Origin of the sequence: Nonomuraea sp. NPDC003560 (assembly GCF_042878785.1) — a bacterium.
GTDB lineage: Bacteria > Actinomycetota > Actinomycetes > Streptosporangiales > Streptosporangiaceae > Nonomuraea.
The window spans coordinates 139,149-164,197 of sequence record NZ_JBIAOF010000013.1 but is presented as its reverse complement, the minus strand read 5'-3'; the positions used below and the strand labels follow the sequence as shown (position 1 = coordinate 164,197).

Annotated in this window: 27 protein-coding genes; 17 read left to right on the top strand and 10 right to left on the bottom strand. The window is 73.0% G+C overall.

Translation table 11 applies throughout. From position 1 onward, the window contains the following. Positions 1 to 7: 7 nt before the first annotated feature. Positions 8 to 418 carry an organic hydroperoxide resistance protein gene (locus tag ACFYUV_RS40300; RefSeq protein ID WP_387678723.1) on the bottom strand — a complete coding sequence of 137 codons (411 nt, stop codon included), beginning with the start codon at positions 416 to 418 and terminating at the stop codon, positions 8 to 10. 94 nt (positions 419 to 512) lie between these two features. On the opposite strand from ACFYUV_RS40300, the gene ACFYUV_RS40295 reads away from it, so the two are divergent. From ACFYUV_RS40295 to ACFYUV_RS40280, 4 genes are all read left to right on the top strand, one after another. After that, positions 513 to 1,085, top strand: coding sequence for a TetR/AcrR family transcriptional regulator (locus ACFYUV_RS40295; protein WP_387678720.1), 573 nt, complete (start codon positions 513 to 515; stop codon positions 1,083 to 1,085). 363 nt (positions 1,086 to 1,448) lie between these two features. Beyond that, the gene (locus ACFYUV_RS40290) at positions 1,449 to 3,014 is read left to right on the top strand and encodes a sulfatase (protein WP_387678718.1); all 1,566 of its coding nucleotides are present in this window, start codon (positions 1,449 to 1,451) and stop codon (positions 3,012 to 3,014) included. A 122-nt stretch (positions 3,015 to 3,136) separates the two neighbouring features. Further along, positions 3,137 to 4,390 (top strand): alpha/beta hydrolase, encoded by a 1,254-nt coding sequence (locus ACFYUV_RS40285; RefSeq protein WP_387678716.1) that lies wholly within the window; start codon positions 3,137 to 3,139, stop codon positions 4,388 to 4,390. 54 nt (positions 4,391 to 4,444) lie between these two features. After that, positions 4,445 to 4,879: a hypothetical protein gene (locus ACFYUV_RS40280; protein ID WP_387678713.1), complete on the top strand. Its 435-nt coding sequence runs from the start codon at positions 4,445 to 4,447 to the stop codon at positions 4,877 to 4,879. Positions 4,880 to 4,903: 24 nt separating this feature from the next. Here the strand turns inward: ACFYUV_RS40280 and ACFYUV_RS40275 are convergent, their stop codons facing one another. Both ACFYUV_RS40275 and ACFYUV_RS40270 read right to left on the bottom strand, forming a co-directional pair. Next, entirely contained in the window at positions 4,904 to 5,398 is a 495-nt protein-coding gene (locus tag ACFYUV_RS40275; RefSeq protein WP_387678710.1) for a hypothetical protein, read from the bottom strand. Continuing rightward, positions 5,395 to 5,700, bottom strand: a complete 306-nt coding sequence (locus tag ACFYUV_RS40270) for a hypothetical protein (protein ID WP_387678707.1) — start codon at positions 5,698 to 5,700, stop codon at positions 5,395 to 5,397. Before ACFYUV_RS40270 ends, ACFYUV_RS40275 begins: the two co-directional genes overlap by 4 nt. A gap of 350 nt (positions 5,701 to 6,050) precedes the next feature. Between ACFYUV_RS40270 and ACFYUV_RS40265 the strand changes: the two genes are divergently transcribed. Continuing rightward, entirely contained in the window at positions 6,051 to 6,581 is a 531-nt protein-coding gene (locus ACFYUV_RS40265; RefSeq protein WP_387678704.1) for a hypothetical protein, read from the top strand. A 161-nt stretch (positions 6,582 to 6,742) separates the two neighbouring features. Continuing rightward, positions 6,743 to 7,327 carry a phospholipase gene (locus ACFYUV_RS40260; RefSeq protein ID WP_387678701.1) on the top strand — a complete coding sequence of 195 codons (585 nt, stop codon included), beginning with the start codon at positions 6,743 to 6,745 and terminating at the stop codon, positions 7,325 to 7,327. Here ACFYUV_RS40260 and ACFYUV_RS40255 read toward each other — a convergent pair. Continuing rightward, positions 7,247 to 7,912, bottom strand: coding sequence for a TetR/AcrR family transcriptional regulator (locus ACFYUV_RS40255; protein WP_387678698.1), 666 nt, complete (start codon positions 7,910 to 7,912; stop codon positions 7,247 to 7,249). The two genes, ACFYUV_RS40260 and ACFYUV_RS40255, sit on opposite strands and share 81 nt — an antisense overlap. Positions 7,913 to 7,983: 71 nt before the next feature. Further along, positions 7,984 to 9,207, bottom strand: coding sequence for a cytochrome P450 (locus ACFYUV_RS40250; RefSeq protein ID WP_387678695.1), 1,224 nt, complete (start codon positions 9,205 to 9,207; stop codon positions 7,984 to 7,986). Positions 9,208 to 9,406: 199 nt separating this feature from the next. On the opposite strand from ACFYUV_RS40250, the gene ACFYUV_RS40245 reads away from it, so the two are divergent. The 6 genes from ACFYUV_RS40245 (at position 9,407) to ACFYUV_RS40220 (ending at position 14,302) form a co-directional block, all read left to right on the top strand. Then, entirely contained in the window at positions 9,407 to 9,739 is a 333-nt protein-coding gene (locus ACFYUV_RS40245; RefSeq protein WP_387678692.1) for an ArsR/SmtB family transcription factor, read from the top strand. 119 nt (positions 9,740 to 9,858) lie between these two features. Then, on the top strand, positions 9,859 to 10,761 hold the full coding sequence (locus ACFYUV_RS40240; protein WP_387678689.1) for a TIGR03620 family F420-dependent LLM class oxidoreductase: 903 nt from the start codon (positions 9,859 to 9,861) through the stop codon (positions 10,759 to 10,761). A gap of 76 nt (positions 10,762 to 10,837) precedes the next feature. Continuing rightward, positions 10,838 to 11,203: an antibiotic biosynthesis monooxygenase family protein gene (locus ACFYUV_RS40235; RefSeq protein ID WP_387678686.1), complete on the top strand. Its 366-nt coding sequence runs from the start codon at positions 10,838 to 10,840 to the stop codon at positions 11,201 to 11,203. A gap of 96 nt (positions 11,204 to 11,299) precedes the next feature. Continuing rightward, positions 11,300 to 13,300: a sensor histidine kinase gene (locus tag ACFYUV_RS40230; RefSeq protein WP_387678683.1), complete on the top strand. Its 2,001-nt coding sequence runs from the start codon at positions 11,300 to 11,302 to the stop codon at positions 13,298 to 13,300. An 81-nt stretch (positions 13,301 to 13,381) separates the two neighbouring features. Beyond that, positions 13,382 to 13,588, top strand: coding sequence for a hypothetical protein (locus ACFYUV_RS40225; protein ID WP_352355921.1), 207 nt, complete (start codon positions 13,382 to 13,384; stop codon positions 13,586 to 13,588). 96 nt (positions 13,589 to 13,684) lie between these two features. Continuing rightward, positions 13,685 to 14,302 carry a MaoC family dehydratase N-terminal domain-containing protein gene (locus ACFYUV_RS40220; RefSeq protein ID WP_387678680.1) on the top strand — a complete coding sequence of 206 codons (618 nt, stop codon included), beginning with the start codon at positions 13,685 to 13,687 and terminating at the stop codon, positions 14,300 to 14,302. 42 nt (positions 14,303 to 14,344) lie between these two features. Here ACFYUV_RS40220 and ACFYUV_RS40215 read toward each other — a convergent pair whose 3' ends face one another. Continuing rightward, the gene (locus ACFYUV_RS40215) at positions 14,345 to 14,908 is read right to left on the bottom strand and encodes a TetR/AcrR family transcriptional regulator (RefSeq protein WP_387678677.1); all 564 of its coding nucleotides are present in this window, start codon (positions 14,906 to 14,908) and stop codon (positions 14,345 to 14,347) included. Between the two features lie 90 nt (positions 14,909 to 14,998). On the opposite strand from ACFYUV_RS40215, the gene ACFYUV_RS40210 reads away from it, so the two are divergent. Beyond that, on the top strand, positions 14,999 to 15,382 hold the full coding sequence (locus tag ACFYUV_RS40210; RefSeq protein WP_387678674.1) for a nuclear transport factor 2 family protein: 384 nt from the start codon (positions 14,999 to 15,001) through the stop codon (positions 15,380 to 15,382). Positions 15,383 to 15,390: 8 nt separating this feature from the next. Further along, the gene (locus ACFYUV_RS40205) at positions 15,391 to 16,395 is read left to right on the top strand and encodes an NAD(P)-dependent alcohol dehydrogenase (protein ID WP_387678671.1); all 1,005 of its coding nucleotides are present in this window, start codon (positions 15,391 to 15,393) and stop codon (positions 16,393 to 16,395) included. Between the two features lie 76 nt (positions 16,396 to 16,471). Here ACFYUV_RS40205 and ACFYUV_RS40200 read toward each other — a convergent pair whose 3' ends face one another. After that, positions 16,472 to 16,702 carry a DUF6289 family protein gene (locus ACFYUV_RS40200; protein ID WP_387678668.1) on the bottom strand — a complete coding sequence of 77 codons (231 nt, stop codon included), beginning with the start codon at positions 16,700 to 16,702 and terminating at the stop codon, positions 16,472 to 16,474. Positions 16,703 to 16,892: 190 nt separating this feature from the next. Here ACFYUV_RS40200 and ACFYUV_RS40195 point away from each other — a divergent pair, with 190 nt between their 5' ends. Next, positions 16,893 to 19,181: a polysaccharide lyase 8 family protein gene (locus tag ACFYUV_RS40195; protein ID WP_387678666.1), complete on the top strand. Its 2,289-nt coding sequence runs from the start codon at positions 16,893 to 16,895 to the stop codon at positions 19,179 to 19,181. Positions 19,182 to 19,197: 16 nt separating this feature from the next. On the opposite strand, the gene ACFYUV_RS40190 is transcribed toward ACFYUV_RS40195, so the two are convergent. The 3 genes from ACFYUV_RS40190 to ACFYUV_RS40180 all read right to left on the bottom strand — a co-directional run bounded on the left by ACFYUV_RS40190 (position 19,198) and on the right by ACFYUV_RS40180 (position 22,560). Beyond that, positions 19,198 to 20,457, bottom strand: coding sequence for an NAD(P)/FAD-dependent oxidoreductase (locus tag ACFYUV_RS40190; RefSeq protein WP_387678663.1), 1,260 nt, complete (start codon positions 20,455 to 20,457; stop codon positions 19,198 to 19,200). 71 nt (positions 20,458 to 20,528) lie between these two features. Next, positions 20,529 to 22,139 (bottom strand): multicopper oxidase family protein, encoded by a 1,611-nt coding sequence (locus tag ACFYUV_RS40185; RefSeq protein ID WP_387678660.1) that lies wholly within the window; start codon positions 22,137 to 22,139, stop codon positions 20,529 to 20,531. Continuing rightward, a complete protein-coding gene (locus ACFYUV_RS40180; protein ID WP_358294998.1) occupies positions 22,132 to 22,560 on the bottom strand; it encodes a hypothetical protein in 429 nt (142 codons plus the stop codon). The genes ACFYUV_RS40185 and ACFYUV_RS40180 overlap by 8 nt, the downstream gene beginning before the upstream one ends. Before the next feature lie 105 nt (positions 22,561 to 22,665). On the opposite strand from ACFYUV_RS40180, the gene ACFYUV_RS40175 reads away from it, so the two are divergent. Both ACFYUV_RS40175 and ACFYUV_RS40170 read left to right on the top strand, forming a co-directional pair. Next, positions 22,666 to 23,565 carry a LysR family transcriptional regulator gene (locus tag ACFYUV_RS40175; protein ID WP_387678657.1) on the top strand — a complete coding sequence of 300 codons (900 nt, stop codon included), beginning with the start codon at positions 22,666 to 22,668 and terminating at the stop codon, positions 23,563 to 23,565. Between the two features lie 59 nt (positions 23,566 to 23,624). Further along, entirely contained in the window at positions 23,625 to 25,043 is a 1,419-nt protein-coding gene (locus ACFYUV_RS40170; RefSeq protein ID WP_387678654.1) for a hypothetical protein, read from the top strand. The last annotated feature ends 6 nt before the right edge of the window (positions 25,044 to 25,049 follow it).

Sequence of the window (25,049 nt, the reverse complement as noted above, 5' to 3'; positions counted from 1 at the left end):
GATCCCGTCACTCGACGATCAGGTTGACCGGGATGTTGCCGCGGGTGGCGTTGGAGTAGGGGCAGACCTGGTGGGTGGCCTCGACCAGCTCGCGGGCGACCTCGGGGGCGATCTCGTCGGGCAGCTCGACGCGGAGCGTGGCGTCGAGCTGGAAGCCGCCCGCGCCGTTGGACGACAGGCCGACCTCCGCCGTGACGGAGGCGTCGGAGACGTCGATCCGCTTCTGCCCGGCCACCAGCCGCATGGCCGAGGCGAAGCAGGCCGCGTAGCCGGCGGCGAAGAGCTGCTCGGGGTTGGTGCCCTCGCCGTCGCCGCCCAGCTCCTTCTGCAGGGCCAGCTTGACGTCCAGCCTGCCGTCGGAGGAGACCGCGCGCCCGTCGCGGCCCGCCGAGGTGGCGATGGCGGTGTACATGCTCATGACCGGTTGCCCTTCGTTGCGCTTCACCAGACAGACCTGTCTGTCTGGTTTGTCGAGCATGAGACTAGACAGGTCTGTCTGGTAGCGTCAAGGGGTGAGCGCAGAGACGGCGAAGGAGCCCCGCCCGAGCCCGGCCCGCACCCGGGTCCTGGAGACGGCGGCGCGGCTGTTCTACGCCGAGGGCGTGCACGCGGTGGGGATCGACCGGATCATCGCGGCGGCGGGCGTCGCGAAGGCGACCTTCTACCACCACTTCCCGAGCAAGGACGAGCTGGTCCGGGCGTACATCGCCGAGCAGGGCGCGGTGCAGCGGGCCATGGTGGACACGCTGCGCGCTGACTCACCCCGGCAGACGCTGGCGGCCGTCTTCGCGTTCATGTGCGAGTTCGGGTCCGGCTCCGGTTACCGCGGTTGCCCGTTCGTCAACACGGCGGCCGAGTACCCGGATCCGGCGCATCCCGTACGGCAGGCCATCGCCGAGCACCGGCGCTGGCACCGCGACCTGTACCGCGACCTGCTGGCCGCCGACGGCCACGCCGACGCCGAACGCACCGCCGACATCCTCCTCCTGGTCAGGGACGGCCTGGTGGTGGGCTTCGACCTGGACGACCCGGCCACCGTCCGCGCCACCGTCCAGGAAACCCTGACCCGCGTCCTCACCCCCTGACCCGCCCCACCCCGGAACGGCGACCACAGACCGCCCCTTCGCCTTCGGCGACCCGCAGCTTCCGCACCCTCTGCACCTTGCGAACCTTCCCCTCTTCGCCCCCTTTGCGCCCTCCGCACCCCTCGCACCCTCCGCGCCCCTAGCGCCCCTAGCGCCCCTAGCGCCCCTAGCGCCCCTAGCGCCTTCCCCCTCCCCCCTTCGCTCTTCGCGCCCGAGGCTGCTGAGCTGCGGTGATGGGTGGGGTGGGTGTGGGAGGTTTTGTGCTTTGTGGGTAGTTTGTCTGGTATTAGTGGGCAGCGCCGTTGCTCCCCTACCACCGCTTACGAGGCAGTCATGTCGTTGTCCCGAAATATCAGGAGAAGCTTGGCTGCGGCGGTGGCCGCGATCCTCGCTCTGCTCATCGCCTCCCCCGCGCCCCCGGCGTCCGCCGCCACCCCCACCCGGCCGAACATCATCTTCTTCCTGGTGGACGACCTGTCCGCCGACCTGCTGCCCTACATGGACACGGTCCGCGGGCTCGCCGAGGGCGGCACCACGTTCACCGACTACTACGTGTCCGACTCGCTCTGCTGCCCCTCCCGCGCCTCGATGTTCACCGGCCAATTCCCCCACAACACCGGCGTACGGACCAACCAGGGCTACGACCGCGGCGGCTACGAGGCGTTCGCCCGGCACGAGGGCCGCACCTACGCCGTCCCGCTCCACCAGGCCGGCTACCGCACGGGCTACCTGGGCAAATACATCAACGAGTACCCCGCCCGCCCCGGCTACCAGGTGCCGGACGGCTGGGACGAGTGGCACGTCTCCGCGGGCGGCGGCTACAACGAGTTCAGGTACCAGCTCACCCGCTACGTCACGGAGGAGTCGGGCGACCGGCGCCCGATCGCCCCCTCCAAGGGCGACTACCTGGTCGACGAGCTGGCCCAGCGGGCGACCGGCTTCATCGAGCGCTCCCGCGAGCACGCCCCCGGCCGGCCGTTCTTCCTCCAGGTCTCGCCCTTCTCCCCGCACAACCGGGTGGACGTCCGGCCCGGCGACACCGAGCCGCGTTTCCCGCCCGCGCCGCGCGACCGTCCGAAGGACCGCTTCCCGGACGGCGAGTTCCCGCACGGCGACTGCGGCGGCCCCGACTGCGCCGGCATCGACGTGACCACCCTGCCCTCCTACGACGAGGACACCGCCGACAAGCCGTCCTGGGTGCGCCGGGCCCCGATCGAGGCGAAGCGCGCCGAGGAGCTGCGCGAGGACTTCCGTGACCGGATCCGCATGGTCCAGTCGGTCGACGACATGGTGGGACGGGTGCTGTCCACGCTCACCGAGCCGGAGCGCCGCAACACCTACGTCGTGTTCGCCAGCGACAACGGCTTCCACCTCGGCCAGCACCGCCTGGTCCGCGGCAAGTCCACCGCCTACGACCACGACGTCCGGGTTCCGCTGCTGGTCAGGCGGCCGGTCACCGGCGAGCGCGAGCGGCTGGTGACCGGCGCCATCGCCCAGAACGTGGACCTGTTCGCGACCTTCCTCGACATGGCCGGCGTCGCCCCGGCGATCCGCGACAGCCGGGACGGCCGCAGCCTGCTCCCCCTCGTCCAGGGCCGGCAGGTCGCGGACTGGCGGCAGGCGGCGCTGGTCGAGCACGTCAAGCCCGACCCGCGGACGCCCGGCAGGCCCGACCCCGACGCCGACCGGCTGAGGCAGGGCAACGCGCAGCCGCCCACCTACAACGCCGTGCGGACCGCGGGAGAGCTGTACGTCGAGTACGAGAACGACCCGAAGCCCGAGTACTACAACACCGTCACCGACCCCCGCCAGGAGTCCAACGACCCCGGCAACGCCCGGACGGCGTCCCTGGCCGGGGTGCTGCGCGGGCTGACGACGTGCGGAAAACCCGGCGCGCCCGACTGCTGGACGGCCGCGCACCTGCACTGAGTCGTACGGCAGAAGCCGGGTCGTACGGCAGAAGTTGACCTCTTTCGGTCCGGCGGTTGACGCGCCGGCCGCCGGTCCCCCCGTAAGTTGGGGCGGTCGGGAGCCCGAACCGAAGGAGAGCGATGCGGTTCACCTCAGCCCTTGCCGGATTACTGGTGGTCGCAGGCACGTTCGCAGGCCCGGGGGTGGCGCAGGCGGCGCCCACACAGGCGGCCGGGTGCGCGGCCGTGCTGCCCCGGCCCGACGGCCATGGCATCACCTGCGTCGACGTACGACGTCGCCCGCAGAGCGACGGCTCGGAGCTGCGGGACGTCACGATGACCTCGACGGCGATCTTCCAGGCGTCCGGCGGCACCCCGGTCATCGACCCGCTGACGCGCCCGATCACCGTCCGCGTCTACCTGCCGAAGGACTACGACCCCTCGCGCGCCACCCCCTACCCGGCGCTCTACCTGCTCAACGGCGGCGGCGACAACTACGACTCGTGGACCGTCAAGGCCGACCTCGTCTCCCTCGTCCGTGACGCGGGCTCCTTCGACGGCATCGTGGTGATGCCGACCGGCGGGATGACCGGCTGGTACGCCGACTGGGCCGGCCGTACGGACGGATATTTCGCACCGAAGTGGGAGACGTACCACATCGACCAGCTCATCCCATGGATCGACAGCAACTTCAACACCGTCGCCGACCGGTCGGGACGCGGTCTGGCGGGCCTGTCCATGGGCGGCTACGGCACCCTGCGGTACGCGGCCGCGCACCCCGGCGTCTTCTCGGTGATCGGCGCCTTCTCGCCCGGCATCGACCTGCGCGCCAGGCCCGCCCAGCGCACGATCTCCGACTCCATGTGGCAGTCGGGCGCGGCGATCGAGCTGACCGACCTGGGCGAGTTCCGCGTCAACAAGTACGACAGCGGCAGCCCGCTGCCCGTCCTCGACCAGGAGGTGCAGCGCCGCTACCGCCTGGACACCCTGTTCGGCCCGCACACCACCACGGTCTTCCACGGCCGCACGGTCGACGACTGGCCCGCCGCCAACCCCGCCGACCTGGTCACCCAGGGCAGGTACGCCCCCTATGACGGACGGCTGGCCCTGTACGCCGGCGGCTGCGCGAGCCTCCCGAGCGTCCCGGACGGCGCCGAGCCCGCCCCCGCCGCGTGCGGCTACGACACCAGGGCGAGCGACGACGCCGCGAGCGTCAGCGAGCCCATCCTCGGCGCGTACGCGAGCGAGTTCGACGCCACGCTGACCGGCCTCGGCGTCGGCCACCGCTACTGCTACAGCAGGGGCGGCCACGACTGGAACGCCTGGTCGGCCTACCTGGTCGACTTCCTCCGGTACGCCTACGGCACCGCCCCCGCCCGCTGCCCCGCACTCTGACGCCGCAGCCCGCTTCCAAGTCGGCCACAAGTACCGGCCGGTAGTCCTGGACCGGTGACGAACCATTTTCCGACCCGCGTCCTGACCGCCCTGGGCGCCGCCGTCCTCACGCTGACCGCGCTGAGCACGGCGGCCGCCGCCGACACCGCCGCCGACCCCGCGAGCTGGAGGTGGGGCGCCCTGCACTCGACCGACGGCCTGGCGACCGCCCGGGGCAGGGTCGTGGTCGGCCAGTCGGGGCTGGCCGTGACCGGCACCCTCGACGACGACCGAGGCAAGGGCTGCTCGTGGGTCCTGATCAGGTACCAGAGCGCGAGCAACGGCCGCTGGCGCACGCACGGCGTCTACAACTGCCTGCCGGGCACCGGCTCCTTCCGCAAGAACGTCGGCGGCGCGCTGCAGATCCGGGCGCAGGTGTGCCGCGGCAACGGCGCGCGGCCCGTCGGCCGGTGCTCGCGGTGGCGGACGATCTACACCCAGGGCGGCTGACGCCCGTCCCGCCGTCCCCGGGCGTCAATCGGCGCGCTTCTTGCTGGCGATGATGTAGAGCACCAGCTCGCCGCAGGCGCGGCAGACCGTCCTGTCGCCGTCGGCGCCCAGGTGGGCGGGCACGGCCCGCGCGCCGCAGAACGCGCACGGCCGCTCCACCGGCTCCCGCTCGCCCCGCACCGCCCCGGCCGTCGCCAGCAGCGCGCATCCCAGGCAGATCGAGACCGACTTGCCGACGACGAGATCGGCGGGGTCGGGCGCCGAGCCGCAGAAACCGCACTGGAACACCGCCGTCACCCCGATCCAGTCGCTCGGGCGCGCGTGCTCGCCGGACAACACCATCCGCAGGACGCGCAGGCAGCGGCCGGCGACCTCGTCCGTGACGCCCGCCCCTTCGAGTTCGGCCCGGAGCTCCGCCCGCGCGCCGGGGTCCTCGGGCGGGAGCGCCTTCAGCAGGCCGAGCAGCGCCTCGTCGAGCGCGCGCAGGGCGTCGGCGGCGGAGGCGACGAGATCGCTCATGCCGCGCCGCCGATGAGCGGCGGGCCCGGAATGCCACGCGCTTCCTCGTACCCCCACTCGGCGCGGCCGGGCCATTTGCACTCGGGGCTTGTGCGTAATATCGCGATCCGCATCCGCCGCGCGTTATCACCGGCCGCGTCGGAAACGCTTCCCGGCGATGACCGTTCTAGAATTCTGCACCACCCCGAGTCAATGGACCGGGCCTCCGGGCCGAAGGGCATGAATTCATGCGCCCGGAAATCGACGGCGAACTCAGGCCGGCCGGCGCGCAGCAGCGCCGTGGCGCCGGGTGTGGGCTTCATCTGCTCAGCCCCTGCCACCACCCGCCAAGAACCCGCAGCTCACAGCCGCGTTCCGGCGCTCCGCGGGCACGCCGGCAGGCGTCCCGGGGTGTCGAGTATTCGCATCCTTAAGCAGGGTCACGCATTCCCTCATTTCCGGCGGAGGCGCGGGCGCCCCTTTCGCGGCCATCATCGCCCCGGCCCAATAAAGCGTCAACGGGCGGCGGCCCTACATTTTCCCTATATTGCGGCGTGGCGCCGTCTTGCGCGCCCCGGGTTGTCCCGGCACGCTGGCAGACGTGGCGGATAACCGTACTGGAAAGGGCCGCGCGCGAGCGGCGCGCAGATGGTCGGCCGCGCCGCGCAGCCAAATGTTCAGCCTTCCGGAAATCCTCGCCAAGCTCGCCGACCCCGACCCCGACCGCGAGGCGCCCGGCGATCCGGAGCTGCGTGACTTGTTCGACCGCGACCAGGACGACCGGCGCGACGGCGTGCCCGGCGACGGCGGCGAGCGCGGCCTGGCCCGGCGGGCGCGCTGCATGGAGAAGTTCGCGGCCGGAGAGGTGCGCTCGCCGGGCGACTACTACCACCTGGCCGCGGTGATGCAGCACGGCGGGCTGGCCGAGCACTACCACCTGGCCTTCGAGCTGGCGCGGCGGGCGGCCGACGCCGGTTGCCGGCCCGCCCGCAGGCTGGCGGCCTCGGCCCTCGACCGGTGGCTGATGCAGATGGGCCTGCCCCAGCGGTACGGCACCCAGTACGTCGACATCGGCGGCCGCTGGTCCCTCTACCGCGTCGACCCCGTCACCACGGACGCCGAACGCACGGTCTGGGACGTCCCGCCCCTGGCCGAGGCGCTGGCCCAGGCCGAGGAGATGAACCACGCCGACGGTCTGGGCTGACGCCCGCGCCTGAACGCCGGACGGGCCGCCGGCGGCGTCCCTCGTCGGAAACCGGACACGACCTTTGCCACGGGTTTTCCCGGAACTCCCAGGTCGCGGCGGGCCGGCGGGCGAACCTGGCCATGACATGTTCCCGTCCCGGTCGAAACAGGCAGGTTCCCATGGTCAGACGGGCTCTCGGGGCGCCGGTCCCGCTCGCTCTCTCGCTGGTCGCCGTTCTCGCGGTCGCGCCGCCGGCCCAGGCGGTGACGCTGGAGGAGAAGCTCGCCGCGCTCTCGGGGTTCACGCAACCCACCGCGTCCAGCGCCGCGGCCTGGCGGGACGCCTGGGCCGACCGGGGGTCGTGGTCCGACTTCGACTTCGACTGGTCGAGCGACGGCTGTACGAGCAGCCCCGACCAGCCGCTCGGCTTCGACTTCTCGATCCCGTGCCGGCGGCACGACTTCGGCTACCGGAACTACCAGGCCGTCGGCGACTTCCCGGCGAACAAGGAGCGCATCGACAAGGCGTTCTTCTTCGACCTCAAGCAGGTGTGCACCCAGTACTCGATCTTCCGTCAGCCGAGCTGCAACGCGCTGGCCAAGCTGTACTACCAGGCGGTCCGCCACTACGGCGCCCCTCGCGGCAGCGGCGGGGAGATCGTGCGCGTACCGGACAGGGACGCTCTAAGGCAGCAGGGCGCCGCTGAGTCCGCAGACGGCGGTGACAAGATGTTCGCCCAGAGCCCGCCAGGATTCTTCGACTGAACCGGCGGCGGCGTGGCCGGCCGCCAGGTCGGCCTCCAGCTCGGCGCTCATGTGCACGACGAGCAGCCGGACCATCGCCGCCTGCCGCTCGGACAGCTCGTGCTCCCGGTCGCGCATCGACGGCGGGCGCAGCAGCTCCAGCCGGCGGAACGAGGGCGTGCTCAACGTGGCCCGCGCCGCGTACTCGCGCAGGGACGGCTCCACGACGGCCTGGGCCAGGAACCGCCCGTACCAGGACGGGGTGCCCAGCTCGATGTGGTGCTCGATGCTCGGCGCGATCGCGCACGTGATCCAGTCGCGCAGCGACACCTCGCCCGAGGTCTCCAGCGCGGCCACCATCGGCAGGCGGTGCCGGTCGACGGCGGCCGCGTGACGGGACAGGATCGCGTGGATCAGCTCGTCACGGGTGCTGAAGTGGTATTGGACGGCGGACTTGTTCCGCTGGCCCGCGGCCTCGCGGATCATCCTGATCGACACGTGCGCGAAGCCGTGCTCGGCGTAGAGCCGCTCCGCGGTCTGCATGATCCTGTCCTTGGCCCGGATCGAGCGGGGAGACGGCGCGGCGACCGCCGTACTGACGTCCATGACCGGTCCTCGATCTCGTTTCCACCACCGTCCCCGAACGCTATCCCATGCCGCCGGCTGAGGTCAGCGGGTCACCAGGTGACCCACACGTCCTGGAGGCCGCCGGACAGGCCGCCCGTGCGCAGCCGCAGCTCGCGGGGGTCGTCGCGGAGCCGCAGGCCGGGCAGCCGCCGCGCCAGCAGGCCCAGGACGACCTGCAGCTCCACCCTGGCCAGCGGCTGGCCGAGGCAGTAGTGGCGGCCGGCGCCGAAGGTGAGGTGCTGGCTGCTGTTCTCCCGGCGCGGGTCGAACCGGTCGGGGTCGGCGAACTTGGCCGGGTCGCGGTTGGCCGCCGGGATGTTGGGGATCAGCGTGCTGCCGGCGGGCACGGTGATCTCGCTCAGCTCGACGTCCTCGGTGATGAACCGGGGCACGCCGCCGATGGCCGACAACGTGCTGTCCAGCCGCAGGACCTCCTCCACGGTGCCCGGGATCAGGTCGGGGTCGTCGATCACGGCCTCGTAGCGCTGCCGGTCGGACAGCAGCATCGCCGTCATGATGGCGATCATGTTGGACGTGGTCTCGTGACCGGCCAGCAGCAGCCCGCGCACGGTGGCGATGAGCTCGTCCTGGCTGAGCCTGCCGTCCTCGGCGTCGGTGATCTGGGTCAGCTCGCTGAGCAGGTCGTCGCCGGGGTCGGCGCGGTTGCGGTCGATCAGGTCCGACACGTACGCGTTGAACTCCCGGTAGGCCGTGTCCACCTCCTCCTGCGTGTTGCGCGTCAGGGTGAGCATCGTGCGCGACCAGTGCGCGAACTTGTCCTGGTCCGAGCTCGGCGCGCCGACCAGCGCGCAGATGACCCGTACCGGCAGGGGCAGGGCCAGGCCGGACGACAGGTTGCCCGGGGAGCCCTTGGCCAGCATGGAGTCGAGGAGTTCCTCGGCCATGGCCTGGACCCGGGGGCGCCAGACCTCCATCTTGCGGGCCGTGAACCAGCGGCTCAGCAGGCGTCGCCACCGCATGTGGCCCTCGCCCTCGCCGATGTCGCCGGCGCCGTCCTTGCGGCGGTTGAACAGGCCGCCGTCCTCGGTGGTGGACAGCCGGGCGGCGCCCTCGCGGGCGAGGTTGCGGCTGAAGCGGGGGTCGGCCATGACGGAACGGGCGTCGTCGTACCTGGTCACCAGGGCCGCCACGTCGCCGCTGGGCAGGCGTACGTGGGCCACAGGGCATTTCTCGCGCAGGTCGGCGAGTTGTGGCGGCGGTTCCAGCGCCGTGGGGCGGTCGAAGGGGAAATCGGGGATCGCGTCAGCGGTCATGCGTCCTCCAGCTTGAAAGCCCGACACTTTGGAATATAAGGCGATCGACTTATTTGAGGCAATCGTCTTGACTGGATGGATTACTTCGGAGTGCGGGAAATCTACCGAGGCGTTGCCTCCCCTTGGGGACCCGCGCGGGCGCCGAGCTGGCACGCATCGAAATACCCGGATACGACGATGGCTCACTATGCTGGCATCCATGGCGGAAGCTCCACTGATGACCGATTCCGAGCTGTCCGACGCGTTGCGGGCGCTGGCGAACCCGACCCGGCTGCAACTGCTGGCCTGGTTGCGGGAGCCGGAGCGCCACTTCTCGCTGGAGGGGGCGATCGCCGACCCGGCGGAGGTCGGGGTGTGCGTGACGCACATCCAGGCCAGGGTGGGGCTGGCGCAGTCCACGGTGTCGGCGTACCTGAGCGAGCTGCAGCGCGCGGGGCTGGTACGCGCCACGCGCGTGGGCAAGTGGACGCACTACAAGCGCGACGAGCGGCGCATCGCCCAGCTCGTCGCCACCCTCGGCCGCACGCTGTAGAGACAGCACGCCGCAGAGACAGCACGCCGTAGAGGCGGCACCCTCCCGCGAGAGAGGCCGGCCGGTTTCCATATATCGACATTTTGCGATATGTCTATGTTCCTGAGGATCGACACACGATGAGGGGACGTCCCATGGGCAGCATCGACGGCCTGGATCTCGGCACGTTCGGGATCTACACGTTCGACTTCGAGCACGTGCCGGCCGCGCGGATGCGCGAGTCGATCCAGGAGCTGGAGGAGCAGGGGTGGCGGGCGTTCTGGATGCCCGAGCTGCTCGGGCGCGAAGCGCTCACGCACGCCGGCTTCCTGCTGTCGTGCACGCGGCGGATGCACATCGTGAACGGCATCGCCCAGATCTGGGCCCGCGAGGCCAGGTGGACGTACGGCGCCGCCCTGCTGCTGGCCGACGCCTACCCCGACCGGCACGTCCTCGGCCTGGGTTTCGGCGGCGCCCCCCGCCCCGGCACGACCCCGCTGACCGCCATGCGGACCTACCTTGACGAGCTGGACGAGCTGGAGACCGTCAACCCGGCTCCGAAGTCAGGCGTGCGCCGCCTGCTGGCCGCGTACGGGCCCAAGATGCTCGAACTGGCCCGCGACCGCGCGGCGGGCGCCCAGACCTACCACGTCAACGTCGCGCACACCGCCGAGTCACGGCAGCTCCTCGGCCCGGACGCGTTCCTGGCCGTCGAGCATCCGGTGCTGTTCGAGACCGACCCCGCCACGGCCCGCGCCGCCGCCCGCGAGCACCTGCGCCCCTACCTGAGCACGCCGTACAACGTGGCGAAGTTCCGGCGGCTCGGGTACGCGGAGGACGAGATCACCGGCGGCGGCAGCGACCGCCTGGTGGACGACTTCGTCTTCTGGGGCGATCTGGACACCGTCGTCGGCAAGCTGCGCGCCCACGTGGACGCCGGCGCCGACCACGTCGCCGTGCAGGTGATCGGGATCGAGCCGGGCCGGACGGCGATGCCCCACTGGCGCGAGCTGGCCGCCGCCCTCTCCCCCGGTCGCGATTGACCGCCCCCAGATATGCAAACGATCGGTCGTTAATATAGTTTGACGGCATGACCTCCGAGTCCGGCCGGTGCGCCGCATGCTGACCTCACGCTGGATCCCCGGCCCCGAGGGCGACCGGCCGGGGCCGCTGGTCGCCGCCCTGACGGACTTCCGCCCGCGGCGGCTGCTCGACCTGCCCGGCATCGCCCGGCACGGCCGGTCCCTGAGCCGCCACTGGCCCGGCCTGCCGGGCGCGGTGGGCATGTGGCTCTGGGCGGACCTCGCCGGCCGCCGGGTCGGCTCGCTGTCGGTGTGGCGGAGCGAGGAGGACCTGCGGGGGTTCGTCCGGTTGCCCGAACACGTCGCCATCATGCGCGCCTACCGCGACCGGGGCACCCTGCGCTCCCGCACGTGGCCCGTGGACGCCCTCGACCGCGAAGCCCTGCTGCGGTCGCTGCGCTGACCCGCCGGTCGATCCGGCCGGCCGGCCCGCTCATGGCGGACCGTTCCGCGGGCACGCTAGGGTCGGGCGGGAACGGCAGCCGGAAGGCGGGGACGGATGGCGTGGGCAGCCCGGGTGGTCGCCGTCGTCCTGGCCGTGGTCTCGCCGGTGCTGGTGCTCGCGGCGGTCCTGATGTACGCGGCGCTGCCGCCGGAGTGGCGGCTGCCGGAGATCTTCAGCCCGCTGGCCGCGGCCGGGGTCACGTTTCCGGCCTTCAGCGCGTTCCTCATCGTGCACCGGCCGCGGCTCAGGCTGGCGTGGCTGATGTGCGCGGGCGGTCTCGGCGGCGCGGTCAACACGTTCTGCCAGTCGGCGATGCTGGCCGCCGCGGCGGGCGGGGATCTCCCGCTGGCGGGATTGCTGAGGTTCCCCGCGCAGGTCGGCTGGGCGGTGTCCGGGCTGCTGCTGGAGATGTTGCTGCCGCTGTACTCCCCCGACGGCAGGCTGCCGTCGCGGCGCTGGCGTCCGGTGGTGCTGCTCGGCGCGGTGTCGACCGCGGTGGAGCTGGCCCACATGTTCCTGCGTCCCGACCCGCCGGCCGAGGGCTATCCGCTGCCCGCGGTCATCCCCAACCCGTTACAGGTCCCGGAGCTGGCGCCGATCTGGCCGGTGGTCACGGTGGTGGCCTGGACCGGGATCCTCTCGACGCTGCCGCTGGCGGCGTGGTCGATGGTGCTGCGCTTCCGCCGGGCCGACCCGGTCGTGCGGCGGCAGATCGGCTGGCCGCTGTTCTCCTTCGGCGGGTACATCGTCTTCATGCTCGCCGGCGTCGTCGTGCCGGAGCTGTACTGGTTGTCGATCGGGTGGGCGGCGGTCATCCCCGTGTCGATGGTGATCTCGGTGACCCGCTACCGGCTCTACGGCATCGACACCGTCGTCAGCCGGACGTTCGTCGCCGCCGGGCTGCTGGCCGTGGTCGGCGGGGTCTACTTCGGGGTGGCCACGCTGTCGAGCCTGCTGGTGTCGGGGTACCACCAGGTCGCCGGGCTCGCCTCCGCGCTGCTCACGGGCGCGTTCTTCCAGCCGTTGCGGCGGGCGCTGCAACGCGCGGTCGACCGCCTGCTCTACGGACCGGTGGGCGATCCGCGCGTCCTGGCCGAGCGGCTGGCGCAGGAGGTGCGCCGGGGCGATCCGGCGCAGGCGCTGGCGGCGGTGATCGGCGTGCTGCGCGAGGGCCTGGCGGTACGCGGCGTCGCCGTGGAGGTGACCAGCGGCGAGCCGGGCCATCCGGTCAGCGTGGCAAGCACGGACTGCGGGCAGGTCGGCGACTCCCCGCGCGAGGTGCCCCTGATCTGGCACGGCGAATGGGTGGGCCGGCTGCTGGTCGGCCCGCCCGCCGCGCGCCGCTTCCCCGCCGCGCACGACGAGCGGGTGCTGGACACGCTGGTCCCGTACGCGGCCGACGTGGCCCACGCGGTCCGCCTGGCCGCCGACCTGCAACGTTCTCGCGAACGCATGCTGGCCGCCCGCGAGGAGGAGCGCCGCCGGCTGCGCCGGGACCTGCACGACGGCCTCGGCCAGACGCTCAGCGGGCTGGCGATGACCGTCAACATGGCCCGTCTCAGCCTCAAGAGCTCGCCGGAGGCGGCCGACGGGCTGCTGCGCGAGCTGCGTACCGGCATGGACGCCGTCACCGGCGACCTGCGGCAGCTCGTCTACGGCCTGCGCCCGCCCGCCCTGGACGACCTGGGCCTGGCCGCCGCCGTGCGGGCGCTGGCCGCGCCGGACGGTCCCGCCGCGGAGGTGATCGCCGAGGGTGACCTGACCGGCCTGCCCGCCGCCGTCGAGGTGGCCGTCTACCGGATCGCACAGGAGGCGCTGACGAACGTGCGGCGGCACGCGCGGGCCACCCGCGTCCGGGTCGAGCTGCGCCGCGAGCCCGGCGCGCTGCGCCTGCTGGTCGCCGACGACGGCCGCGGCCTGCCGCCCGAGCACCGTTCCGGCGTCGGCCTGACCTCGATGCGCGAGCGCACGGCCGAACTGGGTGGCATCTGCCTGGTCAGCGGCGCGCCGGGGACGGGCACCACGGTGGAGGTCATGCTCCCCGTCCAGCCCTGACCGTGCGCCTTACCGGCCGGACACCCTCCTGTCACGTAGAGTGCTGGACGATCACTCTCGGTAACTCCCATGGAGGTGTCCATGAAGCTCATGGGCCGTATCACCTGCGCCGTGGCCGGTGGCGCGCTGCTGACCGTCGCGCTCACCACTCCGGCAGCGGCCGACTCGCTGGCCGCCGGCGGGCCCGTCGGCGCGCTGCTCCAGCCGGTGCTGGACGTGTTCAACATGGTCAACGACACGTCCACCCTCGGCGCCCTGCTGCCCGGCGGCATCATCTCCGCCCGCTGACGCCCGCCCTCCCCCCGGGGCGACCGCGCACTGCCTTGCGGGCCCGGCCGGGGCGTACCGTGGTTCGCGGCGGTCACGGCGGAGGGCGGGAGCAACGTGCAGGGGTGGGAGCCGTCCACTGTCGTCAGTGACGAACTGGTCGACCCGACGCCGGTCGCCGCGCTCGCGGCCCTGTTCGACGACGGTGTGCCGGCGCCGGGGCCGGGCTCGGAGCTGCCGCCGCTGTGGCATTGGGCGGCGCTGGCGCGCTGGCCCGTCTCGTCCGTGCTGGGGGGCGACGGGCATCCCGTACGCGGCTCGTTCCTGCCGCCCGTCGGCCTGCCGCGACGGATGTTCGCCGGGGGTGAGGTCGTGTTCCACGGGCCGCTGCGGGTCGGCGAGACCGTACGCAGGCAGAGCACGGTCGAGTCGGTCACCGAGAAGTCCGGGCGGTCGGGACGGCTGGTCTGGCCGTACGCCACCCGCGTGGAGGGCTATCCCGGCCTGGTGGTGCACGGGCCGCTGATGACCCTCGCCCTGGCCGAGACGCTGCGGCTGGAGGGGCGTCCCGAGCGGGTGACGCGCATCGCGCATCGCAACAACCGGCCGCTGTTCTGCGGACAGCGGGCCCGGCTGCTCGGCCGCAGGACGGCGGACGGCTTCGCGCTCGACCTGACCGGCCCCGAAGGCGCGACGACCGGCCCGCACACCACCCTGACCGCGACAGCCCGATAGGCGCTGCCCCCGATCCCCCGGGCGTCGGCCCGCGCGGGCCCGTCAGGGGGTGATGACGTGTTCGGCGAGTTCGCGGGCGGCGGCGGCCGGGTTCGTGCCGGGGCGGGTCGCGCCGACGGCGAGGGTGCCGTCGATGAGGATGAGGAGCTGGTCGGCGGCGTGGTCGGGGTGCGGGTGGCCGAGCGCGGTCAGCTCGCGCGCCAGCAGCGCGTGCACCTGCCGGCGGTAGTCGCGGGTGATCTCGTGCGCGGGATGGGCGGGGTCGGTCAGGCCGAGGTCGGCGGCCAGGTAGCGGCAGCCGTGGAAGCCGGGCATGGCGACGATCTCGCCGATGCGGTCGAAGACGGCCAGCAGGCGCTCGCGCGGGTCCTGGCCGGCGGCGTCCATGGTGCGGTGGTAGTCGGCGGCGTCGGAGTCGGCGGCCGACCTGAGCACCTCGACGATCAGGCCGTCCTTGCCGCCGAAGTGCTCGTACAACGAGCGCCGGGCCACGTTGGCCGCCTTGAGCAGCGCGTCGACGCCGACATTGACGCCCTGGCTGTAGATCAGCTGGTCAGCGGCGGTCAGCAGGCGCTCCCGGGGGCCCGGACCCGTACGAACAGTCATGGATTCAGGTTGCCACGGGTTGACGAGTAGATCAACCGGTCGATATACATAGATAGACCGATCGATCTACCCGCTTCCTCTGGAGGAACCGTGTCCTTCCGAACCACCGCCGACGTCATGGAGCGCTTCAACCGGGCCTTCGTCGAGCGTGACCGCCACCTGCTCGACGACCTGGTCGCCGAGGACTGCGTGATGGAGTCCGTGCAGCCGGCCCCCACCGGCGAGCGCGTCACCGGCCGCCAGGCGTGCCTGGACTGGTGGGGCGCGCTCGTGGACGACCTGACCAGCGCGTTCGAGCCGCAGGAGGTCATCGTCGCGGGTGACCGCGCCACCATCCACTGGCACTACCGCTACGGCACCGGCCCGTCCGACTGGGTCAGCGGCGTCAACCTCATGCGCGTCCGCGACGGGCGGATCGTCGAGGCGCTCGGCTTCAGCAAGACCGCCGGCGAAGTTCCCCTGGCGACCGCCTGATGAACGTCATGCGCAGCTACCACGTCGACAGCGGAGCCGGCATCGAGGGCCTGTCGATCAAGGAACACCCCGTCCCTGCTCCCGGCCCGGGGCAGGTGGTGGTCGCGGTACGGGCCACCTCCCTCAGCTTCCGCGAGTTGATGATCCTGCGCGGCGACTACGTGCTCCCGGTCAAGCCGGACGTGGTGCCGGTCTCCGACGGCGCCGGCGAGGTCGTCGCGACCGGCCCCGGCGTCGAGTCGGTCGGCGTCGGCGACCGGGTCACCGCCACCCTGTTCCCGAGCTGGCAGGACGGCCCGTTCGCGCTGCGGCACCTGCCGCAGCTCGGCGGCTCGCTGGACGGCATGCTCACCGAGTACGCGCTGCTCGACGAGCACGCGCTCGTGCCGATCCCGGCCCACCTGTCCTACGAGGAGGCCGCGACGCTCCCCTGCGCCGCGGTCACCGCCTGGAACGCCCTGACCGGCGACGGCACCGGCCCGCTGCCCGGCCGGACCGTCGTCACCCAGGGCACCGGCGGGGTGTCGCTGTTCGCGCTGCAGTTCGCCAAGGCGCTGGGCGCCCGGGTGATCGCCACGACCAGCAGCCCGGCCAAGGCCGAACGCCTGTACGCGCTCGGCGCCGACGAGGTCGTCGACTACCGGGCCACCCCCGACTGGCCGGCCCGGGTGCGCGAGCTGACCGACGGCGAGGGCGCGGAACACGTCATCGACGTCGCCGGCGACCTCGGGCGGTCGCTGGCGGCCACCGCGATCGGGGGCCAGGTGGCCAGTGTCGGGTTCGTCCTCGGCGACCCGCCGCCCCTCGACGCGCGGGCGGTCTTCAGCGCGGGAGCCACGCTGCGCGGCATCGCCGTCGGCAGCCGCGCGCAGTTCCTGGCCATGAACCGGCTCATCGAGGCCCACCGGCTGCGCCCGGTCATCGACCGCGTCTTCCCCTTCGACCAGGCGCCCGACGCCTACCGCCACTACACGTCGGGCGGGCCGTTCGGCAAGGTCGTGATCGCCGTGTGAGCCGGTCGGCCCCGGGCGCCGGCCGGACGCGGCGGGCGAGGCGTGCCCGCGGAACACCTCGCCGAGCCGGCCCCCCTTAGCAGGGGGTCTCGTGGAACTCCGGGTACGAGCCGCGGGTGCCCACCCACGTCACGTCGCCCACGCAGTTCTCGTACTTGACGCCGACCACCGTGGTCCGGGTGGAGTCGCTGTAGTAGTACGTCTCGCAGTGGTAGTCGATCTGGCAGGCGCGGGCCTGGGCGGGCGCGCCGACGACGGTGAGCGTGCCGAGGGCGAGCAGGACGGCGAGCGATGCGCGACGAATCATGGAGATCCTCTCTGACGCGAGGAAGCGCTACTGCCCCTGATGATCGATCGCCGGAGCGAACAGTTCAATACGGTTCATCACAGTTCAATGCACCTGATGCCGGGTACCCGTCGCGAAGGCGAAATGATCGCCCCTGTCACCGACATAGGATCTTTTCATCTGGTAGATGGCCGATTGTCGAAAGGCTTCCATGACCCGCCCCCTCAGCCGCCGGTCCGCCCTGCTGGGGGCCGCGGCCGTGGCCGGAATCGCCCTGTGGGAGAAGCCGGCCGAGGCGACCGGCGCCGCCGCGTTCGACGCGGCCCGGGAGCGATGGGTGAGCCTGCTGGCCGGCGCCACGTACGACCCGGCGTACCTGGACAAGACGCAGGCCGTCGAGGGTTCGGCCAACGCGGTGCTGCGCAAGATGGACCCCGCTCCCGGCCGGCCGAGCCTGTGGCCCGACCTGCCGCTCGACGACCCCCGTACGGGCAACTTCAACCGCGCCTACAACCGCATGCGCACGCTGGCGCTCGGCTGGGCCACGCCGGGCACCGACATGCACCGGGACCAGCGGGTCGCCGAGACCGCGGCCAGAGCCCTGGACTTCCTGTACGAGCACGCCTACCGCGAGGGCCTCGACCGCCGCGGCAGCAACTGGTACTGGTGGGAGATCGGCGTCCCGCGCGCGCTGACCGACACCTGCGCCCTGCTCTACGACGGCCTGCCCAAGGACGACCTGCGCCGCTGGCTGCGCCCGCTGCGCCACTGGTGCCCCGACCCCGAACGCCGCGTCAGCCACCCCGGCGTCGTCGAGACCGGCGCCAACCGGGCGAGCAAGGCCATGGCGGTGGCGATGCGCGGGCTGCTCACCCACGACGCCCGCCTGCTCAAACGGGCCAGGAAGGCCGTCTCCGACCTGCTGCGCCGCACCGGCGGGCCGGGCGACGGCTTCTACCGCGACGGCTCCTTCATCCAGCACGGCGTGTTCCCCTACAACGGCAGCTACGGCGTGGACTACCTGGAGAGCGTGGCCAAGCTGATCGCCATGCTGGCCAGGTCACCGTGGGAGATCCGCGACGTCGGGAACGTCTACGACATCGTCGACCGCTCGTTCACGCCGTTCATCTTCGACGGGCTGATGATGGACTGCGTGCGCGGCCGGCAGATCTCGGTGCAGGGCCACCGCGACCACCACTCCGGGCAGAAGGCGGTCGAAGCCATCCTGACGCTGCTGGAGACGGCGCCCGAGCGCCACGCCCGGCGCTGGCGGCCGATGGTCAAGGGCTGGCTCACCCGCAACCAGGCCGTCCCGTACGCCGCGGTCGCCCCGCTGGCGAGCGTCGCGCGGGCGGAGGCGCTGCTGGCGGACGCGTCCGTGCCGGTCGGCCCCCGCACGACCGGCACGTACGTCTTCGCCGACATGGACCGGGTCGTGCACCGGCGTCCCACCTGGGCGTACGCGATCGCGATGAGCTCGGAGCGCATCGGCGCGGCCGAGGGCATGAACCAGGAGAACCTGCACGGCTGGTACACCGGCGACGGCATGACGTACCTCTACACCGCCGACCTGACCCACTGGAACGACGACCTGTGGCCGACGATCGACCCGTACCGGCTGCCGGGCACCACGGTCGACACCCGCGGGCGCGCCGACCTCCCGCACGGCGCGCGCCGCCTGCCGCCCACCCCGTGGGCGGGCGGCGCGGCGCTCGACGGCGAGTACGGCGTGGCGGCGATGAGGCTGATCGCCGACGGCTCCTCGCTGCGGGCCGGGAAGGCGTGGTTCCTGCTCGACGACGGCGTGATCGCCCTCGGAGCCGGCATCACCGCCTCCGACGGCCGCCGCGTCGAGACCGTCGTGGAGAACCGCAACACCCACGGCGCCCACCCCCCGCTGACCCGCGGCGACGGCTGGATCCACCTGTCCGGCGTGGCCGGGTACGCGCTGCTCGACGGCGCCGAGGCCAAGGTGATCCGCGAGCGGCGCACCGGGCGCTGGCGCGACATCGACACCGGCGCCACCACCGGCGGCGACCGGACCCCCGTCACCAGGCACTACACGACGATCCTGGTGGACCACGGCGTCGATCCGCGCCGGGCCCGCTACGCCTACGCCGTGCTGCCCGACGCCACCGCCGAGCAGACCGCGGCCTACCGCGGGCGGGTCGAGATCCTGGCCAACTCCCGCACGGTGCAGGCCGTCAGCCGGGACGATTTGATCGCCGCCGTGTTCTGGCGCGCGGGGGCCGTCGAGACCCCGCACGGGCCGCTGGCCGCCGACGGGCCGTGCGCCGTGCTGCTGCGCCACGACCGTCACCGGGTCCGGCTGGCCGTCGCGGACCCGTCCAGGACCGCCGACGAGGTGCGGATCAAGCTGCCGTGGCCGGTCCGGTCGGTCAAGGAGGGCGATCGGGGGGTGCGCCGGTCCAAGCGGGCGGTCAAGGTCGAGGTCGGCGGCAGCCGCGGGCACACCCGTCAGGCGGTCCTGCGCGTCTGAGCCGGGGCGCCGCCGTTCAGGAGACGCCGGTGGGGGCGTGCGGCAGAAGCTCCGCCATCGGGACGCCGGGGTCGGCCAGCCGGCGCGGATCGGCGGTGTGCCCGGCGGCGACCAGGGCCCGGAGGTGGCCGGCGGCGTCCTGGCCGTCCATCTGGCCGTCCATGGTCAGGGCGGCCACCGGGACGCCGCGGTCGAGCCAGAAGGCGGTGAACCCGGGCTCCCCCGGCTCGCCCCTGGTGACGACGCGGTCGGAGGTGGTGGGCAGGCCGACGTATTCGAGGGTGGACCCGTACTGCGTGGAGAAGAAGTACGGGACGTGGTCGATGGTGACCGGCTCGCCCACCAGCGTCGCCGCCGCGGCGGTCCCGTGGACGACGGCGTTGTCCCAGTGCTCGATCCGGACCGGTTTGAGGTAGCGCGGGTGCCGGTGGCGGGCGACGTCGCCGGCGGCCAGCGCGGCCGGGTGCGAGGTGCGCAGATGGCCGTCGGTGACGATGCCGCCGTCGACGCGCAGCCCCGCCGCCTCGGCCAGCTCGGTGCGGGGGACGGCGCCCACGGCGACCACGACGAGGTCGGCCGGGACGCGCCGCCCGGCGACCGTGCGCACCGCCTCGACCGAGCGCGTCCCGAGCACGGCCTCGACGCCGTCGCCGGTGAGCAGCTCGACGCCGTGGTCGAGGTGCCGGCGGGCGACGGCGCCGCCGATCCGGTCGCCCAGCACGTGGTAGAGCGGCGTGGGCAGCGGGTCGACGACGGTCGTGCGCACGCCGAGCGCGCGGGCGGCGGCGGCGACCTCGCAGCCGAGCCAGCCGGCCCCGACCACGACGACGGCGGAGGCCGCGCGCAGGGCCGCGCCGAGGCGTTCGCTGTCCTCGCGGTCGCGCAGGTGGTGGACGCCGTCGAGGTCGGCGCCCGGCACCCGGAGGCGGCGCGGGCGGGCGCCGGTGGCGATCAGCACCTGGCCGAACGGCAGCTCCACGTTGCGCCCCAGCTTCACCCGCCGGCCGTCGAGGTCGAGCAGGGTGGCGGGGGCGCCGAGGGCGTGGGCGACGTCCTGGGCGGCGTAGAACCGCGGGTCCAGGACGTCGAGCTCGGTGGCCTCGGTGGTGCCCAGCAGGTAGCCCTTGGACAGCGCGGGACGCTGGTAGGGCAGGTGGTGCTCGTCGCCGACGAGCGTGAGCGGCCCGTCGTAGCCGTGGTCGAGCCGCAGGGCCCGCGCGGCCTGGGCGCCGGCGAGGCTGGCGCCGATGATGACGATGCCGGGATCGGCGGGCATGGGGACGCTCCTTGTGAACGGGACCGGGGTGGCGCGCGGGGTCAAACGACCTGGAGGCCGGCGCGGGGGTGTCAGACGACCTGGAGGTTGGCCATCATGGCCATGTCCTCGTGCTCGGCGTTGTGGCAGTGGAAGAGGTAGCGGCCGCGGTAGCCGTCGAACCGGGTGATGATCTCCACCGACTCGCCCGGACGCAGGGACACGGTGTCCTTCAGCCCCGCGTCATGGGGCAACGGCGGCCGGCCGCTGCGCGAGAGCACCCGGAAGCCGACCAGGTGCAGGTGGACGGGGTGGTGGACGTCGGCGACCATCCGCCACACCTCGACGTCGCCGAGGCCCACGGTGACGTCGGACCGGGCGGGGTCGAACGGCAGCCCGCCGATCAGCCAGCCGCGGCCGTCGTGCATCCGGCCGGCGCGGAAGGACAGCTCGCGCACCCGTACGGCGTCCGCCCGCCGCCACTCCGGCAGGTCGGTGGACAACACGCGCGGGACCCGGCTGTCGTCGGCCGCGGCGCGCGCGACCCGGAAGGCCATCACGTCCCGGGTGCGGCCCGAGCCGAGCCGGTTGACGATCCGGACCCGCCCGCCGACCGGGACGCGGGCGAAGTCCACGACCACGTCGTAGCGCTCGGCCGGCGCGATCGGCAGGACCTGGTGGGTGACGGGGGCCGCGAGCAGCCCCTGGTCGGCGCCGATCTGCACGAGGTCGAGCCGCCGCCCGTCGTCCAGCACGGCTTCGAGCTCGTAGTGGCGGGCGTTGGAGGCGTTCAGCAGGCGCAGCCGGTAGCGGGCCGCGTCCACCTCGTGGACGGGCCAGGGGGCGCCGTTGACCAGGATCACGTCGCCGAGCACCCCGGCCAGGTACGGTTCGAGCACGCCAGGCCGTTCCCGCAGGGTGGGGTCGAGGGCGGGGTAGGCGAGCTCGCCCTCGGCGGTGAACGCCCGGTCGGCGATCATGAGCGGCAGCTCGCGCGGCCCCGCGGGCAGGCCGAGCGCCTGCTCGGCGTCGTCGCGGACGATCTGCAGCCCGGCCAGGCCGCGCCAGATCGCGGGGGCGGTGAAGTCCATCCGGTGGTCGTGGTACCACAGCAGCGTCGGCCGCTGGTCAAGCGGGAAGGTGTAGTCCCTGGTCCGCCTGCTCAGCACGGCCCGGGGGTCGCGCATGTTCCCCATGCCGGAGCCGTGCGCCATGTGCATGGTGGGCTCCGTCCAGCCCTCGGGCAGCACGAGGTCGGTCGGGTAGCCGTCGGAGGCGGCCGGGGTGCGCCCGCCGTGCAGGTGGACGACGGTCGGCACGGGCAGGTCGTTGCGGTGCGTCACGGTGATCGGCCGGCCCCGGCGGGCCTCGATGGTCGGCCCGGGGAAGGTGCCCCCGTACGTCCAGGCCCGGGTGCGCACGCCGGGCAGGATCTCCAGGGTCGTCTCGCGCTGGACGATCTCGTAACGGTCGGCGCCGCCCGCGGTGCCGGACGGCGCCAGCACGGCGGGGATCGGCAGCGGCACCTGGAACGGCGGCGGCAGCGGCAGGTCGCTGCGCAGCTCGGCGCCGGTGATCGAGGGCCGCCGGGCCATCGCGGCCGAGGCGCCCAGCCCGGTGGCCGCCATCAGCCCGAGCGCGCCGCCGATGCCGAGCGCCTGCCGCCTGGTCACGCCGCGCGCCGGCCGGTCGAGCTCAGGCATCGCGGGCCGCCCGACGCGGGAAGGGGCGCCGCCAGACGTCGATGAACTGCACCGTGAGCGCGGCGACGGTCGCCACCCCCAGCGGGATGTGCAGCCACAAAGCGCCGTCGAGCCCGGCGAAGTACTGCGCCGTCTCGGCCGCCACCACCGCCGCCGTGGCCAGGAACGGCCCGCTGCGGCGCAGGCGCGCCCACACCACGATCGTCACGATCAGCTGCAGGTAGCCGATGGAGGTGACCACGTCGGCGCCGAGGGAGTGCCAGCGCAGGCTGTCGTAGTCGCCGGTCAGGTAGACGCCGGCGAACACCGGCTGTCCGGCGATCGCCACCATGTGGGCGCTGACCGTCGCCCGCAACGTCCAGCCCACGGGTGCCGTGCGGCGCGTGGCATCGGCTCGCGGTCCGTCGACCACGCTGAGCATCGAGGGTCCTCCTCATGTCCGTCCTGGTGGAACGGCTCCGACGCTATGGCTCCTGAGTTATCTTGTCCAAGATCTATATTGCTATGGTGTTATGCGTTGGGAGGCATGATGGATCTGAACGCCCTCCGCCAGTTCCTGGTGGTGGCCCGGCTCGAACACCTCAGCGCCGCCGCAGAGGAGCTGCGCGTCGCGCAGCCGTCCCTGAGCCGGACGATCGCCCGCCTGGAGGGCGAGCTGGGCACGCCGCTGTTCGACCGCGGCGGCCGGCTCCGCCTGAACGGCGCGGGCACGCTGTTCCGCGGCTTCGTCGAACGGGCGCTCGGCGAGCTCGACGCCGGACGGCGAGCCGTCGCCGAGGCCGCCGAGGGGTTCGGCACCGTACGCCTGGCCTCGGAGACCTTCCTGACCCTCACCGGGCCGCTCGCGGCCTACAAGCGCGCCCATCCCGCCGCCGAGATCGAGCTCCACTGGGCCCCCGCCGACGACATGACCCGCCGCCTGCGCGCCCAGGAGTTCGACCTGTGCGTCGCCTCCCAGCCGATCCACGCCGACGGGCTGGAGGCGGCCGAGCTGCTGGACGAGCCGGTCGGGCTGGCCACCGCGCTCGACCACCCGCTGGCCGGCCGCACGTCGGTGACCATCGACGACCTGGCCGACCAGCCCTTCGTCACCGCCCGCAAGGGACACTGGCAGCGCCGGCTGCTCGACCGGCTCTTCGCCGCCAGGGGCCGCACGCCGCGGATCGTCTGCGAGGGCGACGAGTCCAGCGCCATCGCCGACCTGATCAGCACGGGGCTCGGCATCGGGCTCGTCCCGTCCCTCGCCCGCCGCTCCACCACCCGCGCCCCGCTGGCCTGGGTGGACGTCGACGACACCGACTGCCGCCGCACGCTCACCCTGTTCTGGGGCGCCGACAGCCACCTGTCCACCGCCGCCCGCCTGATGCGCACCACCATCACCAGCTGGGACTGGCTGGCCGGCGAGCCCCAGGAGAAACGCTCCTGACCGGCTCGGCGTGATCCGGCCGGTTGGCCACCCGTGCCCGGTTCCGCCACGCTGGGCACGTGGTGTACGGGAAACGGGCCAGGATCAGGCTCCCGGTGGTGGAGCTGGGCGACCGCCGGGCCCTGGAACGATGGCGGCCGGCCGACGAGGACACGGTGGCGCGGGCCCGGCGGCTGAAGGAGCAGGCGCTGCTCGATCTCGGCATGACGCACAGCGCGATCGCGTCCTGGATCTACAGCAAGTGCTCGCACCAGATCCCGACCACGGCCGTGGACACCGCGGCCGTGCTCGCCTCCGGCGACGGCACCTGCCTGCTGCTCTACAACCCGGGCTTCTTCGTCGCCCTGGGGCTGGAGGGCGTGCGCTTCGTGCTGTTCCACGAGGCCCGGCATCTGGTGCAGCGGCATCTCTTCGCCGATCCCGTCCTGCGCGACGACCCGGTCTTCACGCTGGCCTGCGAGGTGACGATCAACCACGTCGCCATGGTCCGGCTGCGCCAGACCGGGCTGCCGGAGATCGGCGGCCAGCCGGTGGGCGTCGATCCCGCGCTGATCCACCGCGCCTATCGCGACGACCTGACCGCGCAGGGGCTCGACTGGCTGCCCTACGACGACTTCGTGGCCACGGACATGGACGTCTACCGGGAGCTGCGCCGGATGCGGCACCCGCCCGTACCCGGGCTGCTCTGCGTGCACCTGCTGCTGGAGGGCGCCGGGCTCGACCAGGAGACGGTGGACAGGATCAGCTCCGACGTGCTGCGCAGCGTGCTGATCGCGGCCAGGCGCGGCGGCGCGCTCGCCCGCGGCGAACTGCTCGACCTGCTCGACCGCACCCGGGGCGGCGGCGATCGCGCCGACCGGATCTGGGGCGACCTCGGCGCGCACGCCCTGCGCGGCCGGACCGTCGCCACCCGCCGGGTGCACTGGTGGCAACAGTGGCTGGTGGACGTGCTGGCCGCCAAGCTCCGTCCCGGCGAGCGGCTGGTCTACCCGAAGAAGCGCGGAGCGCTGCTGGCCGCGCTCGGCCACGATCCCGTCCTCGCGCGGCGTGGCCCTGAGCGGGTGAAGAGGCTGGTCATCGCCCTGGACACGTCGGGGTCGATGCCGGACCCGGTGGTGCGCTGGGTGACCGACCTGGTCGGACAGGTGGACGGCGTGGAGGCGCGCTGGCTGAGCTTCGACGGCGCGATCATGCCGTTCCGTCCCGGCGAGCGCGTGCACGGAGGCGGCGGGACGGACTTCGGCCTGGTCCGCGACTACGTCGAAGGCCGGCACGCGGTGAACGGCGAACGGGTCGAGGAACCTCCCGACGCGGTGATCGTGCTCACCGACGGCCACGCCCCGCCGATCACGCCCGCCGAGCCCGACAAGTGGATCTGGCTGATCACGCCGGGCGGCGACGACTGGCCGGACCGGCACCGGCCGCCGATGGCCTGCCACCGCGTACGCCCGTTGGCGCCGGAAGATCGCAGCCCCTAGCGTGTC

Excerpts from the sequence above, each read along its gene's own strand:
- ACFYUV_RS40300 (WP_387678723.1), bottom strand. The coding sequence starts at position 418 with ATGAGCATGTACACCGCCATCGCCACCTCGGCGGGCCGCGACGGGCGC.
- ACFYUV_RS40285 (WP_387678716.1), top strand. The coding sequence starts at position 3,137 with ATGCGGTTCACCTCAGCCCTTGCCGGATTACTGGTGGTCGCAGGCACG.
- ACFYUV_RS40275 (WP_387678710.1), bottom strand. The coding sequence starts at position 5,398 with ATGAGCGATCTCGTCGCCTCCGCCGCCGACGCCCTGCGCGCGCTCGAC.
- ACFYUV_RS40270 (WP_387678707.1), bottom strand. The coding sequence starts at position 5,700 with ATGAAGCCCACACCCGGCGCCACGGCGCTGCTGCGCGCCGGCCGGCCT.
- ACFYUV_RS40265 (WP_387678704.1), top strand. The coding sequence starts at position 6,051 with ATGTTCAGCCTTCCGGAAATCCTCGCCAAGCTCGCCGACCCCGACCCC.
- ACFYUV_RS40260 (WP_387678701.1), top strand. The coding sequence starts at position 6,743 with ATGGTCAGACGGGCTCTCGGGGCGCCGGTCCCGCTCGCTCTCTCGCTG.
- ACFYUV_RS40255 (WP_387678698.1), bottom strand. The coding sequence starts at position 7,912 with ATGGACGTCAGTACGGCGGTCGCCGCGCCGTCTCCCCGCTCGATCCGG.
- ACFYUV_RS40250 (WP_387678695.1), bottom strand. The coding sequence starts at position 9,207 with ATGACCGCTGACGCGATCCCCGATTTCCCCTTCGACCGCCCCACGGCG.
- ACFYUV_RS40245 (WP_387678692.1), top strand. The coding sequence starts at position 9,407 with ATGGCGGAAGCTCCACTGATGACCGATTCCGAGCTGTCCGACGCGTTG.
- ACFYUV_RS40240 (WP_387678689.1), top strand. The coding sequence starts at position 9,859 with ATGAGGGGACGTCCCATGGGCAGCATCGACGGCCTGGATCTCGGCACG.
- ACFYUV_RS40235 (WP_387678686.1), top strand. The coding sequence starts at position 10,838 with ATGCTGACCTCACGCTGGATCCCCGGCCCCGAGGGCGACCGGCCGGGG.
- ACFYUV_RS40230 (WP_387678683.1), top strand. The coding sequence starts at position 11,300 with ATGGCGTGGGCAGCCCGGGTGGTCGCCGTCGTCCTGGCCGTGGTCTCG.
- ACFYUV_RS40225 (WP_352355921.1), top strand. The coding sequence starts at position 13,382 with ATGAAGCTCATGGGCCGTATCACCTGCGCCGTGGCCGGTGGCGCGCTG.
- ACFYUV_RS40215 (WP_387678677.1), bottom strand. The coding sequence starts at position 14,908 with ATGACTGTTCGTACGGGTCCGGGCCCCCGGGAGCGCCTGCTGACCGCC.
- ACFYUV_RS40205 (WP_387678671.1), top strand. The coding sequence starts at position 15,391 with ATGCGCAGCTACCACGTCGACAGCGGAGCCGGCATCGAGGGCCTGTCG.
- ACFYUV_RS40200 (WP_387678668.1), bottom strand. The coding sequence starts at position 16,702 with ATGATTCGTCGCGCATCGCTCGCCGTCCTGCTCGCCCTCGGCACGCTC.
- ACFYUV_RS40195 (WP_387678666.1), top strand. The coding sequence starts at position 16,893 with ATGACCCGCCCCCTCAGCCGCCGGTCCGCCCTGCTGGGGGCCGCGGCC.
- ACFYUV_RS40190 (WP_387678663.1), bottom strand. The coding sequence starts at position 20,457 with ATGCCCGCCGATCCCGGCATCGTCATCATCGGCGCCAGCCTCGCCGGC.
- ACFYUV_RS40185 (WP_387678660.1), bottom strand. The coding sequence starts at position 22,139 with ATGCCTGAGCTCGACCGGCCGGCGCGCGGCGTGACCAGGCGGCAGGCG.
- ACFYUV_RS40180 (WP_358294998.1), bottom strand. The coding sequence starts at position 22,560 with ATGCTCAGCGTGGTCGACGGACCGCGAGCCGATGCCACGCGCCGCACG.
- ACFYUV_RS40175 (WP_387678657.1), top strand. The coding sequence starts at position 22,666 with ATGATGGATCTGAACGCCCTCCGCCAGTTCCTGGTGGTGGCCCGGCTC.